This is a genomic window from Agrobacterium sp. InxBP2 (assembly GCF_026191755.1).
Taxonomy (GTDB): domain Bacteria; phylum Pseudomonadota; class Alphaproteobacteria; order Rhizobiales; family Rhizobiaceae; genus Agrobacterium; species Agrobacterium pusense.
This window is the reverse complement of the sequence record NZ_JAINDY010000022.1, coordinates 111207-127100: the sequence shown is the minus strand read 5'-3', so window position 1 is coordinate 127100 and position 15894 is coordinate 111207. Positions and strand designations below refer to the sequence as shown.

Annotated in this window: 16 protein-coding genes; 6 read left to right on the top strand and 10 right to left on the bottom strand. The window is 60.7% G+C overall.

The genetic code is table 11. From position 1 onward, the window contains the following. Nucleotides 1–69 precede the first annotated feature (69 nt). The gene (locus K7A42_RS05840) at nucleotides 70–864 is read left to right on the top strand and encodes a helix-turn-helix domain-containing protein (protein ID WP_282454961.1); all 795 of its coding nucleotides are present in this window, start codon (nucleotides 70–72) and stop codon (nucleotides 862–864) included. A gap of 5 nt (nucleotides 865–869) precedes the next feature. After that, nucleotides 870–1184, top strand: a complete 315-nt coding sequence (locus K7A42_RS05835; protein WP_282454960.1) for a putative quinol monooxygenase — start codon at nucleotides 870–872, stop codon at nucleotides 1182–1184. Here K7A42_RS05835 and K7A42_RS05830 read toward each other — a convergent pair. Further along, nucleotides 1181–1564, bottom strand: a complete 384-nt coding sequence (locus K7A42_RS05830) for an ACT domain-containing protein (RefSeq protein WP_037090799.1) — start codon at nucleotides 1562–1564, stop codon at nucleotides 1181–1183. The genes K7A42_RS05835 and K7A42_RS05830 overlap by 4 nt on opposite strands. Nucleotides 1565–1651: 87 nt before the next feature. Continuing rightward, a complete protein-coding gene (locus K7A42_RS05825) occupies nucleotides 1652–2104 on the bottom strand; it encodes an Lrp/AsnC family transcriptional regulator (RefSeq protein ID WP_153776762.1) in 453 nt (150 codons plus the stop codon). Nucleotides 2105–2225: 121 nt separating this feature from the next. Between K7A42_RS05825 and K7A42_RS05820 the strand changes: the two genes are divergently transcribed. Further along, nucleotides 2226–3188 carry a nucleoside recognition domain-containing protein gene (locus tag K7A42_RS05820; RefSeq protein WP_077986700.1) on the top strand — a complete coding sequence of 321 codons (963 nt, stop codon included), beginning with the start codon at nucleotides 2226–2228 and terminating at the stop codon, nucleotides 3186–3188. A gap of 79 nt (nucleotides 3189–3267) precedes the next feature. Here the strand turns inward: K7A42_RS05820 and K7A42_RS05815 are convergent, their stop codons facing one another. After that, nucleotides 3268–5289, bottom strand: a complete 2022-nt coding sequence (locus K7A42_RS05815) for a methyl-accepting chemotaxis protein (protein WP_022555718.1) — start codon at nucleotides 5287–5289, stop codon at nucleotides 3268–3270. Nucleotides 5290–5562: 273 nt separating this feature from the next. Here K7A42_RS05815 and K7A42_RS05810 point away from each other — a divergent pair, with 273 nt between their 5' ends. Both K7A42_RS05810 and K7A42_RS05805 read left to right on the top strand, forming a co-directional pair. Continuing rightward, nucleotides 5563–6315: a TlyA family RNA methyltransferase gene (locus K7A42_RS05810; RefSeq protein WP_282454959.1), complete on the top strand. Its 753-nt coding sequence runs from the start codon at nucleotides 5563–5565 to the stop codon at nucleotides 6313–6315. After that, on the top strand, nucleotides 6312–7562 hold the full coding sequence (locus tag K7A42_RS05805; RefSeq protein ID WP_282454958.1) for a class I SAM-dependent RNA methyltransferase: 1251 nt from the start codon (nucleotides 6312–6314) through the stop codon (nucleotides 7560–7562). Before K7A42_RS05810 ends, K7A42_RS05805 begins: the two co-directional genes overlap by 4 nt. 125 nt (nucleotides 7563–7687) lie before the next feature. Here the strand turns inward: K7A42_RS05805 and K7A42_RS05800 are convergent, their stop codons facing one another. The 3 genes from K7A42_RS05800 to K7A42_RS05790 all read right to left on the bottom strand — a co-directional run bounded on the left by K7A42_RS05800 (nucleotide 7688) and on the right by K7A42_RS05790 (nucleotide 10647). After that, a complete protein-coding gene (locus K7A42_RS05800) occupies nucleotides 7688–8005 on the bottom strand; it encodes a hypothetical protein (protein ID WP_282454957.1) in 318 nt (105 codons plus the stop codon). An 88-nt stretch (nucleotides 8006–8093) separates the two neighbouring features. Beyond that, nucleotides 8094–8852: a crotonase/enoyl-CoA hydratase family protein gene (locus tag K7A42_RS05795; protein ID WP_282454956.1), complete on the bottom strand. Its 759-nt coding sequence runs from the start codon at nucleotides 8850–8852 to the stop codon at nucleotides 8094–8096. Between the two features lie 10 nt (nucleotides 8853–8862). Continuing rightward, on the bottom strand, nucleotides 8863–10647 hold the full coding sequence (locus K7A42_RS05790; protein ID WP_282454955.1) for an acyl-CoA dehydrogenase: 1785 nt from the start codon (nucleotides 10645–10647) through the stop codon (nucleotides 8863–8865). 221 nt (nucleotides 10648–10868) lie between these two features. Between K7A42_RS05790 and K7A42_RS05785 the strand changes: the two genes are divergently transcribed. Then, nucleotides 10869–11864 (top strand): transporter, encoded by a 996-nt coding sequence (locus K7A42_RS05785; RefSeq protein ID WP_282454954.1) that lies wholly within the window; start codon nucleotides 10869–10871, stop codon nucleotides 11862–11864. A gap of 61 nt (nucleotides 11865–11925) precedes the next feature. Here the strand turns inward: K7A42_RS05785 and K7A42_RS05780 are convergent, their stop codons facing one another. The 4 genes from K7A42_RS05780 to K7A42_RS05765 all read right to left on the bottom strand — a co-directional run bounded on the left by K7A42_RS05780 (nucleotide 11926) and on the right by K7A42_RS05765 (nucleotide 15625). After that, nucleotides 11926–12441, bottom strand: coding sequence for a BA14K family protein (locus tag K7A42_RS05780; protein ID WP_004440298.1), 516 nt, complete (start codon nucleotides 12439–12441; stop codon nucleotides 11926–11928). A 214-nt stretch (nucleotides 12442–12655) separates the two neighbouring features. Further along, nucleotides 12656–13120, bottom strand: coding sequence for a BA14K family protein (locus K7A42_RS05775; protein WP_004440296.1), 465 nt, complete (start codon nucleotides 13118–13120; stop codon nucleotides 12656–12658). Nucleotides 13121–13298: 178 nt separating this feature from the next. Continuing rightward, nucleotides 13299–14372 carry a hybrid-cluster NAD(P)-dependent oxidoreductase gene (locus tag K7A42_RS05770; RefSeq protein ID WP_004440293.1) on the bottom strand — a complete coding sequence of 358 codons (1074 nt, stop codon included), beginning with the start codon at nucleotides 14370–14372 and terminating at the stop codon, nucleotides 13299–13301. Between the two features lie 8 nt (nucleotides 14373–14380). After that, on the bottom strand, nucleotides 14381–15625 hold the full coding sequence (locus K7A42_RS05765) for an aromatic ring-hydroxylating oxygenase subunit alpha (RefSeq protein ID WP_006699899.1): 1245 nt from the start codon (nucleotides 15623–15625) through the stop codon (nucleotides 14381–14383). Nucleotides 15626–15894 lie beyond the last annotated feature (269 nt).

The following is a 15894-nucleotide window of genomic DNA, read 5'->3' as shown; positions in this document are numbered from 1 at the left end:
GGGTCGGGAAGCGGAACAATTACCTCCGAGGTAATCGCATCGGCGATATCTTCTGCTAGGCTGCGGGGCATGACACATCATCGAGAACATGTCGGCCAGGTGCTGAAGGAATGGCGAGCCCGCCGCAGATTGAGCCAGCTGGATCTGGCGGTGGAGGCTGAAATATCAGCACGCCATCTGAGCTTCGTTGAAAGCGGGCGATCATCGCCCAGCCGCGACATGCTGGTGAGGCTGGCGGAGCAGCTTTCGATGCCGGCCCGCGCCGCTAACCGGCTGATGCTGGCTGCAGGTTATGCACCCGTTCATTCCGAACGATCACTGGATGCACCTGATATGGCAGCCGCCCGACAAGCCGTCGAAACGGTGGTGCATGGGCATATGCCATTCCCCGCTCTTGCCGTCGACCGGCACTGGAATGTCGTTCTCGCCAATGGGGCGATCACGTCGCTTCTGGCCGGCGTTTCAGAAGAGCTGCTTTACCCGCCGCTCAACGCCTTGAGGCTGAGCCTGCATCCGCTGGGTCTGAGTTCACGCATCGTCAATCTGGCCGAATGGCGCCATCACCTGCTGGAACGCCTGCGCCGTCAGGTCGAGGAAACCGGAGACGAAGTGCTTTCTCGGCTGCATACGGAGCTTGCGGCCTATCCCGCGCCAAAGGTCGCCCCGCATTCCACCGGGGCCGACCCTCTGGCCATACCGCTCCAGCTTCGCGATCCATCTTCGGGCGGCATATTGAGCTTCATTTCAACCACCACGGTTTTCGGGACGGCGACGGACGTCACGCTCTCCGAACTCGTGCTGGAGTGTTTTTATCCCGCCGACGCGGCAACCCGCAACGCACTGATGCAAGGCGCCAAGGAGTAAGACCCGTGCACACCACCTATCTTATCGGCTTTCAGGTCCGTCCAGCCCAGCGCGAACGTTTTCTGGAATTGCTGAATGCGCTGCTCGACGCCATGCGGCACGAAAAGACCTTCGTGAACGCAACCCTGAACCGGGATGGCGAAAACGAGAACCGGTTCCTGCTGCATGAGACCTGGACTGACCATCAGGACGTCATCGACGTTCAGATCCACCGGCCCTATCGGCAGGCATGGCACGATGCCCTGCCCGAGCTTCTGGACGCGCCGCGCGATATTTCCGTCTGGCATCCCATGCGGGCGGATCACGCTCACGGAGCTTAGATGCATGAGTGCCCTGCATTTGCCAGCAGCTCAAACGTTTTCTCCAGATCTTTCGATTTGACCAGCAGGTGATCGCCATCGAAAGTGGAAACCACGAATATCCCGATGTCGTTGGTCGATAGCGGTTCGATCACCGAAAGCACGATGCCGGTCTCATCAAAGGCGAACGGGCCCTGAAGTTTGAGACAGTTCCAGCCGGTGTCGGCCTTAACATCATGAGGGATACGCTCCTGACGGCAAACGACGGAAAGCTCATCATCAGTCCGGCTGATGCTGAGAAAACCTGTGCCATCGGCCCAGGCTGGAATGGATGCATCGGCAGAAAGCCGGGCCACTCCGTAGGTGCCCTCAAGGAGCCTTAACTTAACGCGAGGCGCCATCTGTAAACTGCCTTCCCGAAAGCCAGACGCTTTCCTTGGGTTGAAGGGGAGGATCAAATGCCTCCCCAGAAGGCCATATTATCAGTTTCAAAGCTTGATGGCCGTTTCTTCTTTCGCCGTCTTGATGACGACCATTGTGAAAAAGCGTGCCACATTGTGCTGATCGCGGAACAAGCGGTCGCACAGGGCGTCGAATTCTTCCATATCCCGCAGGCGTAACATCAGTACGACATCGCTTGCGCCGGTGACGGCATAGGCCTGCGACACCGCCTCCTCCGCGCAGGCAATAGCCAGAAAGCGGCGCATCTGCTGCTCACCGTGCAGTTTCAGCTCCACCGTCACCAGAGCCTTGAGCACGCGTCCCGCCTTTGCCGGGTTGAGGATCGCCACGATGCGGTCGATCACGCCCGACTTGCGCAGCCGCTGCAGGCGGCGCAGGCAACTGGACGGCGACAGCCCGACTTCATCAGCCATATCCACATTGGTGCGCGAGGCATCGTTCTGCAAAAGGTTCAGAAGTTTCCGGTCGATCCTGTCCATGCAGGCAGCATATCGCCCGCCGCCATCTTTGCAATAAAATTGCATGAAACTGCAATCTCTGACCGCAAATGCGAACCGGCCTGGAGTAGTGGATGGAAACAACTTTCAGGGGAGCCTTGATATGTCGGTTCTACAGACCGTCTGGCAAAAAACGCGGGAAACGCTTGCAATCTACTGGGTGCTGGTGCGGATCACGGTCCCGATCGCCATACTGACCGAGCTGCTATCAAGGATGGGGGCGATCGAGGCGGTGGCGCCTGCCTTTGCGCCGGTCATGAACCTCATCGGCCTGCCGCCTGAACTTGGCCTTGCCTGGCTGACCGCGATGCTGGTCGGCATATGGGGTGCCGTGCCGCTCATCTTCACGCTGGTTCCCGCGTCTTCACTGACCGTGGCTGATATTACCGTTTTTTCGGCGCTCATCCTGTTCGCCCATGGCCTGCCAATCGAACAGAAAATCATCGAAAAGGCGGGCCCCGGCATGATCGTCACGACGGGGCTGCGCGTCGGCGGCGGATTGCTTTATGCCTTTCTCCTGCACCAGCTTCTGGAATCGACCGGCTGGTTGTCGGGACCGGCGAGCCCGGCCTGGATTGCGATGAGCGCCACGCCTGAATGGTCCGCCTATTTCCTCGGTCTCGGTGAAACCATGGCCTGGATGCTCGCCATCCTCCTTGCCCTTTCCCTTTGCCTTGAAATTCTCAGGCTGACCGGCCTGCTCGCGCTGATGATGAAAGCGCTCTCGCCCCTGCTGCGTCTTGCAGGCATTCGCGGCGAAGCCGAGCATCTCACTGCCATCGGGTTGTTCCTCGGCATTTCCTACGGCGCGGGTTTCCTGATCCGCGAGGCGCAATCGGGGACGATATCACCGCGGCAGGTATTTCTGTCCTGCGTCTTCATGGGTTTTGCCCATAGCGTGATTGAAGACACGCTTGTGGTCATGTCGCTGGGTGCGGATGTCTATGGGGTTCTCGCCGGACGTCTCGTTTTCGCCATTGCCGCAACCGCCGTCATTGCCGCCCTGCTCCACCGCCTGTCGGATGAGCTTTTTTTTGCACGGATGTTCCGGCTACAGCGCGCCTAGGCGGCCTCCCATTTAAAAATGCCGACGCAAAAAGGGGGCCTTTCGGCCCCCGATCCGTAGGTTCAATCTGAAGCCCCGCTCAAAACTCCGTCCAGTCCTGATCCTTCGCGGCCGGCGCTTCGGCAGCACCACCGAAGGCGCGGGCAAGGCTCTGGCCGAGTGCACGGGCCGGCGATGCGACAGGCCTTGCTGTTGCAGAGGCCGATTTTACCGGAGCCTTGCGGATCGGCGCGGCCGGCGCAGGCTGGAAGGCAGGCTTGGCCGAAGATGGGCGCGGAGCGGAATATCCGCCGGCGCTCGCAACGGCGGTGCGTGCGCCGCCCATCCTGAACTGGCCAAGCAGGCTGTTCAGCGCTTCCGCTTCGCGGGCCAGCGAATGGCTGGCGGCGGTCTGCTGCTCCACCATGGCGGCGTTCTGCTGCGTGCCCTGATCCATGGTGTTCACGGCCGTGTTGATTTCCTGCAGGCCGGTGGCCTGTTCGCGGGCAGCGACAACGATGGCGCTGACATGGGCGTTGATCTCTTCGACTTCCGAGACGATGAGTTCCAGCGCCTTACCGGTTTCATCGACGAGATTGACGCCGTTTTCCACCTGCTGGCTGGAAGCGCTGATCAAGGTCTTGATTTCCTTGGCGGCATTGGCCGAACGCTGGGCAAGTTCGCGGACTTCCTGCGCGACCACCGCAAAGCCCTTGCCGGCATCACCGGCACGGGCGGCTTCCACACCGGCATTCAGCGCCAGGAGGTTGGTCTGGAAAGCGATATCGTCGATGACGCCGATGATGTTGCCGATTTCGCCCGAGGACTTCTCGATCTCGCGCATCGCGGCAACCGCCTTGCGGACCACAACACCCGACTTTTCCGCACCGGCGCGGGCGCGCTGGACCAGATTGCCGGCATCTTCCGCACCACGGGCGCTATCACGCACGGTGGTGGTGACTTCTTCGAGCGCCGCAGCGGTCTCTTCGATGGAGGCCGCCTGCTGTTCGGTGCGGCGCGACAGGTCGTCGGCGGCGGAGAGCATTTCCGAAGCGCCGGCATTGATGGCGGCCGCGTTCTCGCCGACCGTGCGCAATGCCTGCTGGAGTTTTTCGACGGCGCTGTTGAAATTCACACGAACCGGATCAATCGCAGGCGCAAAAGGCGTTTCAATGCGATAGGAAAGATCGCCATCCGCGAGAGCCGCAAGGCCCTTGCCAAGCTCGGCGCTGGCAAAAGCGCTGGCGGCTTCGTCCCTGGCTTTTTCTTCCTCGGTGCGGCGACGTTCTGCTTCCGTCGCGGAGCGCATGCGATCGGTCTCACCGGCAAGGCGGGCTTTTTCAAGCCCGGCTTCCTTGAAGACCATTACAGCCTTTGCCATCTTGCCGACTTCGTCGCCACGATCCGTGGCCGGAACTTCCGTCGTCAGATCGCCATCGGCAAGCCGGCTCATCGCCGCCGTCATGCCGACGATGGGCGTAACGATGGAGCGCGAAAGCGCCCAGATCAGGATCACGGCGAGAAGGCCGGCGACGGCGCCACCGCCGAGAAGGGCATATTCCAGCTTGCGGGCAGCGGCCTGCTGTTCTGCAGCGTAAGCGGTGGACAGGCCATTCAGCTGTTCCTTGATCTTGGCGGCCGAGGCACGGAAGCCGTCAAGCTGGCCCTTGGCCTGATTACGGCCGATTTCGATGATTTCGGAAATCGGCGCTTCGGTCGTTTTGCGTGCGGCGATCTGCGGTTCCGCCAGTTCCTTGAAGAACACGGTGGCGGATTTCTGCATGTCGTCGATGGATTTCAGGATGTCCGGCTGGCCGGCAGCAAGGGCGCGCGCTGCATCAAGCTTCTTCAGCATGATATCGCGCTGGGCGAACACGTCATTATAGGTGCTGTCACTGCGAAACAGCAGGAAGCCGCGCTGATTGACGGCCTGTTCCAGCATGGCTGCCGTCGCGCCATCCACGGCTTGGATGATATCCTTGGTGCGGTTGTTTTCAATCGTGACACGCTCGCTCCCCAGCGTCTGCCAGAATACGACCGCGGAAGCGAGCAGGCACACGCCCATCAAGGCACAGAAGGTGGCTATGAGCTTCAGATTAATGGGGAGATTTTTCAGCGACATCGCAAACTCTCTCGGCGACCCGATGCCTCGGAGCAAGCGTCTGCGCTGCAACGGCCGCAATTTCAGAAATGGGAGAAGATGCCATCATGGCGGGTTCCGACCGGCCGCACGGGCCTTGGCACACCCTGCAATACAAGCCTTTATATTGGATTAATCTGATATGCTGATTTTGCGGCGCAAAAGCCTCATAAGGCCGTGGCTCAGGCGCTGTCGGCTCCGCATCGCGATAAATCGCTTGCATCGGCGGAGTTTGGCAGTCATTGACACGGGATCATGTCCAAAACACCTGAAAATGAACGGCTTGACCAGCTTCTCGTGTCGCTCGGCCACTTCGCCAGTCGCTCGCGTGCGCGCGACGCGATTGCGCGCGGCACCGTGAGCGTCAACGGCAAGACCGTCACCAAACCGAGCCAGACCGTCGCCGGCAATGCCGAGATCGCCATCAGCGATCCAGCGCAGGCCTATGTTTCCCGCGCAGCTCTGAAACTCGTGGCCGCACTCGATCATTTCGGGCTCGATCCTTCCGGCCATCAATGTCTTGACGTCGGCGCTTCCACAGGCGGTTTTACCGAGGTGCTGTTGGAACGGGGCGCCAGCCACGTCATCGCCATCGATGTCGGCCACGGGCAGATGCATGCAAGGATCGCAAACGATCCGCGCGTCACCAATCTGGAGGGGCTGAATGCCCGCTTCCTGACGGCGGACGATATCGATGACCAGCCCATCGGCTTCATTGTCTCCGACGTGTCCTTCATTTCGCTGAAGCTCGCGCTCGCCCCGGCGCTCGATCTTGCTGAGCCGGGTGCTCGTGCTGTCCTGTTGGTGAAACCGCAATTCGAGGCAGGGCGTGACGCCATCAGCAAGGCCGGGCTTCTGAAGGAACCCGAAACCGCGCCCGCAGTGGCGGCCGAACTGGAGCGCTGGCTGACGGAGGAGATGGGCTGGAAAAGTCTCGGCCTCATTCCCTCGCCGATTTCCGGCGGTGACGGCAATGTCGAATTTCTTCTCGGAGGCGAAAAGCCATGAGCACACAAACCGTCACCATCAAGAGCCTCGGCGCCCAGGGCGATGGCATTGCGCACTGTCCCGACGGCCCGGTCTATGTGCCTTTCGCGTTGCCCGGCGAGACGGTCGCCATCGCCAAGGTGAAGGATCACGGCACCGTCATGTCGATTACGGAAGCCTCACCCGAGCGCCGTACACCCGCCTGCCGCCATTTCGGCCCGGAGGGCAAGAATGGCACCTGCGGCGGCTGTTCGCTGCAACATCTCGCCGACGAGCCTTACCATGCATACAAGCGGGAACTGGTGATCTCGGCACTGAAATCGAAGGGCTTGACGCCCGATGTGGATAATCTCGTCATCTGTCACCCTGGCGAGCGCCGCCGTGCGGTGTTCGCGGCCCGTAAGACGGAAAAGGGCCTGCTGCTCGGCTTCAGCCAGGCGAACAGCCACCACATCGTCGCCATTGAGGAATGTCCCGTCACCTCGCCCGGCATCGTCTCGCGACTGGATGCCATCCGCGCCATCGGACTTTCAATGGTGGCGAATGCGGAACCCTTCCGGATGACGGTGCTGGAGACCCTTTCCGGCCTCGATATTTCCGTCGACGGCATTAAGTCGGTCAGCGACAAGCAGCGCCGCACGCTCACGGAAACGGTTCTTGCCATGCGCGGCATTGCGCGTGTTTCACTGTCGGGTGAAATATTGATCGAGCCCCAGAAGCCGATCATCGAGTTTGGCAGGGTGGCGGTATCGCCCCCGGCCGGCAGCTTCACGCAGGCGACGAAGCAGGCGGAGGACGCCATGGCGGAGCTGGTGCTTGCCCATGTCGGCAAGTCCAAACGCATTGCCGATCTCTTCTGCGGCTCCGGCACATTTGCGCTGCGGCTTGCGCGCGTTGGCAAGGTGCATGCGGTGGAGGCGGAAGACAAGCCGCTGAAGGCGCTGGATTTCGCCGCCCGCAACACGCAGGGCCTGAAGCCGGTCAGCGTCGAGAAGCGCGATCTCTTCCGCCGCCCCCTGATGACAAGCGAGCTCAAGAATTACGACGCCGTCGTCTTCGATCCGCCACGCGCGGGCGCGGAATTCCAGTGCAAGGAACTGGCACGCAGCACGGTAAAGAAGATCGTGGCCGTGAGCTGCAACCCGCTGACACTGGCACGCGATCTCGCCATCCTGACCGAGGGCGGCTATCGCATCACCCGCGTCACGCCGGTTGACCAGTTCCTGTGGTCGCCGCATGTGGAAGCCGTGGCGACACTGGAGAAATAAGCAATCCGGGCGGAGAGCCGCTCAGCGACGCTGAGGCAACGCAACGATTCATATGCCCGCAATCCCAACAGCCCTCATTCCTGTGCTTGTCACAGGAATGAGAGTGGAGATGAAGCCTGGGAGTCTTACCAGGCCGTATCGACCGTGCCGTTGCCCACCACGCCCGAGCAGCGGCAGGCACCGCCCACACGGCCGCGCTCCAGCGGGCAGATATAGGGCCGACGGCGGTTGGCGCTGTCCGGGGGGGTGATGACGCAGACGAAACGCGCGCGGCGCTGGCGGTCGCGGTTATTGCCGGAATAGAAGTTCGGACTATCGTCGTCCGTGGACTGCGCCAGAATGACATCGTTGGTGGAAGCCGCTGGAGCGCGTGTCATCGCCGCCGCTTCAGCAATCGTCGCGGCGGATAGGAAGACAGTCAGGGCGAAAACGAAGTGACGCATGTGGTGGCCTTCGGACAATGACGGTGCGTTATCTAACCCAAGCCATATTGCCCGGTTTCTTAATCGCAAGGAATTCCTGCCCGCACACTTAACGACGCATGAATGCCTCGAAGGCGGCGCGCGCTTCGGCGCTTTGCAGCTGCGCGATGAAATGACGACCTTCCTCTTCGATGCGGGCGAGAATATCGGCCGGGTTGCCGCGGACCAGATCGCGAGCGATCTTCAGCGCCTGCTGCGGTTTGGCGGCAAGGCGGGTGGCAAGCGCCAGCGTTTCGGCTTCGACATGTTCCGGGGCAACGACTTTCCAGATCAGCCCGGCCTGCAATGCCTGCTCGGCGGAAAAACCCTCACCCATGACGAGCAGCGCAAAGGCGCGCTGGTGGCCGATGAGCCTTGGCACGAGCAGGCTGGAGGCCGCTTCCGGCACCAATGCGAGATCCACGAAGGGCGTCTTGAACAGGCTGCGGCTGGAAGCGACCGTCAGGTCGCAATGCAGGTTCAGCGTGGTGCCGATGCCGATGGCGAGCCCATCGACACCGGATACCAGCGGTTTTTCGAAGGCGACCAGCGCTTTCAGAAGTTCGAGGGCAGCGAGCTTGCCCTTTCCACCTGACATGGCGAAGGCGAGAAAATCAGCCATGTCGTTGCCGGCGGAAAAGCAGCCTTCCGTGCCGAGAAAGGCAACGACGCGGATGTCCGGATCCGTATTGGCGGCGTGCAACGTCTCGGCCATGCGCAGATACATGGCATCGGTGATGGCGTTTTTCTTTTCCGGTCGGTTGAAGCGGATGGTCAGAACGTCAGGCGCATGGCCAACACGCGCGACAAGAATATGGTCGTCCGACATCTGAAGCTCCTCAAGCCAAAACAGTACGGGCGGCGGCAAGGCTTGCCGCGCCTGACACAATGCGGTCCTTCAGCGCCGCCGTTTCCGCCAGCAGGTTTTCCGCCGCGAAACGGCAAAGCGCGGCACGATGCCCGCCTCTGCCATCATCGACAGAGACCAATGCGCCCTTGGCGAGATAAGCGCCCGTCAAGGCAAGACCGAAGAGACGCTGATACGGCGTGGCGCCCGCAAGTGCCATCTCGGTTTCGCCCGCCTTGATGCGGGAGAGCAGCCAGTCGGTTGCCGTTTCCAGATCGGTGAGGCTGGCATCGAGATAACGGGCGGTCTCTCCGAGATCGTCACGGTTCGATGCAGCCGTGCGGGCGGCGATCTCACGCAGTTCGGCGATGAAACCGCGTACCTGCGCGCCCTCGGAGAGCGGCAACTTGCGCAGGACCAGATCGATGGCCTGAATGCCGTTGGTGCCCTCGTAGATCGGCGCGATGCGGGCATCACGCAGATAACGCGCCGCGCCGGTTTCCTCGATAAAGCCCATGCCGCCATGCACCTGAATGCCCATGGATGCGACATCGACACCGGCATCGGTGGAAAAGGACTTGGCGATCGGTGTCAGAAGGGCAGCGCGCTCCTGCCAGTGAGCGCGCTGCCGGGCGTCTTCAGTCGCATGCGCCATGTCGATGGCGTGCGCGCAGCTGAAGGAAATCGCCCGTGATCCTTGCGTCAGCGCCTTCATTGTCAGAAGGGTTCTCACGATATCGGGATGTTCGATGATCGGGCTCATGCCCGAACCCTGCCAGCCGGGCGCCTTGCCCTGCGTGCGTTCCCTCGCGTATTCGATCGCCTTCTGGGTCGCCGCCTCACAGATCGCCACGCCCTGCATGCCAACGGCAAGGCGGGCGTTGTTCATCATGGTGAACATGCAGGCGAGGCCCTTGTTCTCCTCGCCGACCAGCCAGCCGAGCGCACCCTTTTCGTCACCAAATTTGCCGTCACCGAAGATCATGGTGCAGGTGGGCGAACCGTGAATACCGAGCTTGTGTTCGAGAGAGTGGCAGAAAAGATCGTTGCGGCTGCCCGGCGCGCCGTTTTCATCGGGCAGGAATTTTGGCACGAGGAACAGCGAAATGCCACGCGTTCCCGCCGGCGCATCCGGAAGACGGGCGAGAACGAGGTGGATGATATTATCAGCCGCGTCGTGTTCACCCCAGGTGATGAAAATCTTCTGGCCGAAGATGCGGTAGGTGCCGTCACCATTGCGCTCCGCCCGGGTCTTCAGGACACCAAGATCGGAACCCGCATGCGGCTCGGTCAGGTTCATCGTGCCGGTCCATTCGCCGGAGACGAGTTTCGGCAGGTAGCTTCGCTTGAGATCGTTGCTGCCGTGGGCAACGACGGCTTCCACCGCGCCCATTGTCAGCGTCGGTGCCAGCGCGAAGGCCATGGAGCCGGAATTCCACATTTCGAGCGCTGCAACATTCAGCATATGCGGCAGGTTCTGGCCGCCGAATTCTTCCGGGGCAGTCAGGCTGTTCCAGCCCGCCGCCGCCCAGCGACGGTAAAGATCGGCCCAGCCATCGGGCGTCGTCACCTTGCCATCGGCAAGTTTTGCGCCCTGACGGTCCCCGATTTCGGCGAGCGGCGCGACCTCTCCGGTGGCGAAACGTCCGGCTTCCTCCAGAATGGCATCTACGAGATCTTCACTCAGATCTCCCAGCACACCCCTGGAAAGCGCGTCTCCGAGACCCGCTACATGTTTGAGTGTAAAGGCGATATCATCCACCGGCGCGCTATACATGCTGCCTCCTCCCGAAGCTCTTGTATCCTGCTACTGCCTTCGGGCTAAATGATTTTTACGTAAACGTCAATTTGAAAATTCCCGGTATTTCGACGGGCTTGTTATAAAACTGTCATATGAATTTGCTCAGCATGTTGACGGTGCCCTGACGCGCTCCTTTCGCCTCCTCCCGGTGCGACGGGCACCCCTCTCCTCCCATCCCGCCGGTCAGGACTGCCACGATGGACCTCATAACGCCCACCATTCCCGGCCTCGTGTGGGCCTATCAAGTTCAACCCGGGAAGGCCCCATGCCGCAGGCTGGCGCCCGATGCCGGCTTTGACGAGATGGCGGGACGCGACGGGTTCTTCTGGCTGCATCTCAATCTCGCCGATCAGCGCGTGGCGGGTTTTCTGGAGACGGTTGAGGGTCTCGATCCGGCAGCACGGGCAAGCCTCACCACCCACGAAACGCATCCGTCCATTGTTGTCGACGAAAAATCGCTCTACGGCACCCTGGTCGATTTCCAACGGGAATTCGACAAGGAAACGCGCGATTTCGGCTGGCTGCATTTTGCGGTGAGCGACCGTTTCATCATCACCACCCGCCTTCAGCCGCTGCATTCGGTAGACCGGCTAAAGGCGGCGGTCGACAAGAACTCCAACCGCTATCTCACACCTTCCCACGTCTTCGAAGGCCTTGTCGCCGAATTCCAGCGCTCGCTGATCAATCTGGTCATGGAGACGACGGAAGAACTGAACGCCATCGAGGATCTGGTCTATGACAGCGAGACCCGCGACGAAAGGCGACGCCTCGCACCGCTGCGCCGCACGGTGGTGCGCCTGCACCGGCATTTACGCACCGTCCTCACCCTGATGCGACGGGCTTCGGCAGCGGATGACGACGAGATGCCTGACGGTTTCGAGGATGTCGCCTCACGGCTGATGGGGCGCCTCGAGGCTGTCGATCATGACGTCTATGCCCTGCAGGAGCGCGCAAGGCTGCTTCACGAAGAAATCGATTCAAAACTCTCGTCTGAAACCAACCGGCATCTCTATATACTGTCGCTGATGACGGCGTTCCTGCTGCCACCGTCGCTGGTAACCGGCTTTTTTGGCATGAACACGGATGAGCTGCCGTTCACGGTCGGGACCGGTGGCACCATGGCGGCCAGCATCTTCATCGTCATCTCGGTCGTGCTCGCCTGGTTCGTGTTGAAACGCGCGCGTATCCTCTGACAGCAAAAAACCGTCCGGTCGAAACCGGACGGCTCTGTCAATCTCGGCCTTGGCCAACCTATCAGCCGTAGGGCGAATAGCAGGTCTGACGCGGACCGTTATACGGCTGGAACGTGTTGCTATAGGCGTCGTAGGAGCGATAGCGGCCATAGCACCAGTTCACATGCGCCTGGCTCATGCCGCCACGGCGGACCGGACGATACTCACGATAGACCGGGCGCGGGCGATATTCCGGCACCGGACGGTAGACTTCGCGCGGCTGCGAAAGAGCGCCGCCGATGATTGCGCCCGTTGCAAATGCTGCGAGCGGGAACCAGTAACCGTCATGGTGGCGGTAACCCGGACGATAATCGCGGTAACCGCGGTGACCGCGATACCAGCCGCGACGATCGCCCCAGCCGTCACGGTCACGCCAATATTGCACGTTCACGATATTCTTGCTGGCATCGTTGCCCGAGGTCTCAACGCTCTTCGGCGCTACAGGCAGGGGCATGGCGGCTTCGGCCGGAACAATCGCTCCTGCAACCACGATTGCAGAAAGACCGACAGCCAGGATATTCTTCACATAGCTTTTCATCTGACTTCCTCCATTCACGACGGTCGACAGGCCGTAAGACGTGAATTTCTGTTGTTCTATTCCGCCTTTGTCCGGGCGGTGTCGTATACTTCTACAGCCTAGGGACGTGTGGCTGAACCTACGATTAACGGTCCGATCACGCTTCGTTTATCAGAACCACGGCGTTTCAGGGCCAGACAAAAGCCCGGTAGAGACCGGGCTTCTGCTTGTGCAATTAGCGGCTGTAAGGCGATACGCAAATGCGGCGCGGACCGCTGTTGGGCTGGTAGGTGTTGTCGTAGGCACGATACGAGCGCCAGCGATTCTGACACCAGGATACATGGCTGCCGCCATAGGCCGGACGGGGTTGCTGAATCGCGCCGCCGATGATGGCGCCGGTGGCGAAAGCGGCAAGCGGGAACCAGTAGCCGTTATGATAACGGTAACCCGGACGGCGGTCGCGGTAACCACGGTGGCCATTATAATAGCCGTCACGCGGCGGGCGCGGGCGATACATGCGGTCGCCGTGACGGCGATCATGTCGACGGTCCCATTCGCGATATTGCACCTGCACGACATTGTCGGTGGACACCGCCGGCTTCTGGATCGGCACAGGAACCTGGAACGCCTGCGACGGCGTAAAGCTGGTCAGGAACACGACGAGCGCCGTGGCGACACTCGTTGTCCGGAAATTTATCATGATCTTCCTCCGTTTGCTTCAGCGCGTTGACCCACGCTTTTCACCCACTCACTCTTTTCGGAGATTAGGGTCAGCCCCGCTTCATGCCCGAGAAGAATTGGATGACGTGCAAACGAATTTACGGAAATTTGGTTCCAGACAATGGTAATGGAAGGAAAGCCTCAAACGCCTGCCGGCATCATGCCTCCACCTTGACATCGGTCAAAGGCCGCGAGCAGCAGGCGAGAATATAGCCCTCCTCGATTTCCTCATCGAGAATGCCACCATTGTGGTTCATCTCCACCTCGCCGGAAAGTTTCAAGACCCGGCAAGTCCCGCAGATGCCGGATTCGCAGGCTGCGCCGATCCGCACACCGGCTGCACGCGCCGTCATCAGAACGGTCTGCCCGGGCTGGCAGGGCATTTCTTTCCCGGAAAGGGTAAAACCCACCATCGACAACGCTTCGCCATCATCGGTGAGAACACTCTCGCCGACGGCGACGGGAGCAGCAGGCGAGAAGCTTTCCTGATGGTAACGGCCCATGTCGAAGCCGGAGGCTTCAAGCATGGAGCGGACGGCGGCCATGAACGGCTCCGGCCCGCAGCAGAAGACGGTACGCTCCATGAAGTCATGGGCGAGCAGCGCGATCTTGGCCTTGTCGACCATGCCCTTCAGGCCGGACCACAGATCGGTGCGTCCACATTTCTCGACAATGAAGCCAAGCGACAGGTTCGGCATGAAGCGGGCGAGATATTCCAGCTCGTGACGGAAGACGATATCGCCGGGTGTACGCGAGCAATTGATGAAGGCAATGTCGCTTTGCGGGGCGCGGTCGCTCATGTCGCGCACCATCGACATCATCGGCGTGACGCCGGAGCCCGCGGAGATGAAGAGATACTTGTCCCCGGGATGCTTGACGTAGGAAAAATCGCCGAGCGGACCAAGCGCCCGGATCTTCATGCCGGGCTTCAGATTGTCGAACATCCAGCGCGTGCCGATACTGTTGGCCTGCGCCTTGACCGTGACCGACAGCGAATAGGGCCGCGACGGGCTGGAGGACAATGTGTAGGTGCGGTAAAGCGGCTCCTTGCCCACCGGCAGTTCCAGCGTGACGAACTGGCCCGGCAGATAACGGAACCAGTTCTGATCCTCGGAGCGGAACAGGAACGTCATCACATCCTGTGTTTCGGGGGTTACCGAAATACATTCCAGCAGCTGGAGCTTGTCGCTCCACGGCTTCATCTCGTCAATATGCTTATATGTCACGACCATGTTCATCTTCACGCTACAGCCGAAAGCCGGGCCTTGTCGCCGGACAGCCGGTCGATCATGAAATCGGCGTACCAGTTGACGAACTGCATCACGCCGCCCTCGTCCTCCATGGAGTAAGGGCCGGGCTCATAAGCGGGCGAGCGGATGCCGAAGGCATTTTCCTCGACGATGCGGCGGTCCTGATCGTTGGTTTCGTTCCAGACATGGGTGAGATCCTCAAGATCGTAATCCACGCCCTCCACCGCATCCTTGTGCACCAGCCATTTGGTGGTAACCATCGTCTCGTTGGCGCTGAGCGGCAGCACGCGGAAGGAGATGGTGTGGTCGCCGAGGAAGTGGTTCCAGGTCGTCGGGTAATGGAACAGGAGCAGCGCGCCGATATGGCTGATGCTGACATCGTCCGACAGCGGCCGGCGCACGGCGCGTTTTCCCGACATTGTGTAGCTTTCCGCTTCGCCGATCAGCGGCATGCGCGCCACGCGGAACTGGCCCTTCGGGTCAATCTTGAAACGGCTGGGCAGGCCGGCTGCTTCGCAGCGTGCCCAGTGGCCGCCGATCTCGGGGTCGCTTGCCCCGCCATCCGTTCCCGTCACGCTCGGGTTTTCGGGATAGGTACGGCAGAGTTCCGGATGGTTGGCGGCGCAATGGTAGCACTCGCGGTTGTTTTCCCAGACGAGCTTCCAGTTACCCTTTTCGATGATGGTGCTCTCATGCGCGACCTTGGCTTCCCATATGCGGTGCGGCGCCATGTAGCTCTCCACTTCGGCGCGCATGGGCTCAAAATCCGCAGGCTGATCGGCGAGGCAGATGAAGACGTAGCCAGCGACGGTTTCGCAGGCGACAGGCTTCAGGCCGAAATCGCCCTTGTCGAACTCCTCGCCCATGTGGCGGGCAAAAAGCAGCTTGCCGTCAAGATCGTAGGTCCACTGGTGATAGGGACAGACCAGACGCGCCGACTGGCCCTTCTGCGTGGTGCAGACGCGGGAGCCGCGATGGCGGCAGGAATTGTGGAACGCGCGGATTTGCCCGTCGCGGCCACGAACGATGACAACCGAATAGGCGCCGACCTGCACGGTGAAATAGCTGCCGGACTTCTGTACCTCACAATCATGGCCGACAAACAGCCAGTCGCGATACCAGATGGTTTCCATATCCAGCTTGAAGTAATCCGGGTCCGTGTAGAAGGGCTGTTCCAGGCTAAAACCTTCGCGGCGGTTTTTCAGCTGGCGCAATACGGTATCACGCAATTCCATGGCCAAATCCTCGATCAAACCGCCCTGCCCGACACCATTTGCGGGGGCTGCGGAAGCATGTCCTCATCTAATCATCGGCGGTCATTTGCGGCAGCACAGACAGCGACATCGGCTTCCGCATTGGCGACAAATTGCGACATGTCCGAACGGCGTCTTCAGGCCATTCCACTGCAAAATCCGGCAACTATTTACCGCCTGCAACGACGTCGCAATATGACGCATGATGGCGCAGCCACTGCCCACCCATCAAAAAACAGGGGCTGCAGCGC

Bases quoted from the DNA above. Each gene is read 5' to 3' on its own strand.
- K7A42_RS05840 (WP_282454961.1), top strand. From the start codon at position 70: ATGACACATCATCGAGAACATGTCGGCCAGGTGCTGAAGGAATGGCGA.
- K7A42_RS05830 (WP_037090799.1), bottom strand. From the start codon at position 1,564: ATGGCGCCTCGCGTTAAGTTAAGGCTCCTTGAGGGCACCTACGGAGTG.
- K7A42_RS05825 (WP_153776762.1), bottom strand. From the start codon at position 2,104: ATGGACAGGATCGACCGGAAACTTCTGAACCTTTTGCAGAACGATGCC.
- K7A42_RS05820 (WP_077986700.1), top strand. From the start codon at position 2,226: ATGTCGGTTCTACAGACCGTCTGGCAAAAAACGCGGGAAACGCTTGCA.
- K7A42_RS05815 (WP_022555718.1), bottom strand. From the start codon at position 5,289: ATGTCGCTGAAAAATCTCCCCATTAATCTGAAGCTCATAGCCACCTTC.
- K7A42_RS05810 (WP_282454959.1), top strand. From the start codon at position 5,563: ATGTCCAAAACACCTGAAAATGAACGGCTTGACCAGCTTCTCGTGTCG.
- K7A42_RS05805 (WP_282454958.1), top strand. From the start codon at position 6,312: ATGAGCACACAAACCGTCACCATCAAGAGCCTCGGCGCCCAGGGCGAT.
- K7A42_RS05800 (WP_282454957.1), bottom strand. From the start codon at position 8,005: ATGCGTCACTTCGTTTTCGCCCTGACTGTCTTCCTATCCGCCGCGACG.
- K7A42_RS05795 (WP_282454956.1), bottom strand. From the start codon at position 8,852: ATGTCGGACGACCATATTCTTGTCGCGCGTGTTGGCCATGCGCCTGAC.
- K7A42_RS05790 (WP_282454955.1), bottom strand. From the start codon at position 10,647: ATGTATAGCGCGCCGGTGGATGATATCGCCTTTACACTCAAACATGTA.
- K7A42_RS05785 (WP_282454954.1), top strand. From the start codon at position 10,869: ATGGACCTCATAACGCCCACCATTCCCGGCCTCGTGTGGGCCTATCAA.
- K7A42_RS05780 (WP_004440298.1), bottom strand. From the start codon at position 12,441: ATGAAAAGCTATGTGAAGAATATCCTGGCTGTCGGTCTTTCTGCAATC.
- K7A42_RS05775 (WP_004440296.1), bottom strand. From the start codon at position 13,120: ATGATAAATTTCCGGACAACGAGTGTCGCCACGGCGCTCGTCGTGTTC.
- K7A42_RS05770 (WP_004440293.1), bottom strand. From the start codon at position 14,372: ATGGTCGTGACATATAAGCATATTGACGAGATGAAGCCGTGGAGCGAC.
- K7A42_RS05765 (WP_006699899.1), bottom strand. From the start codon at position 15,625: ATGGAATTGCGTGATACCGTATTGCGCCAGCTGAAAAACCGCCGCGAA.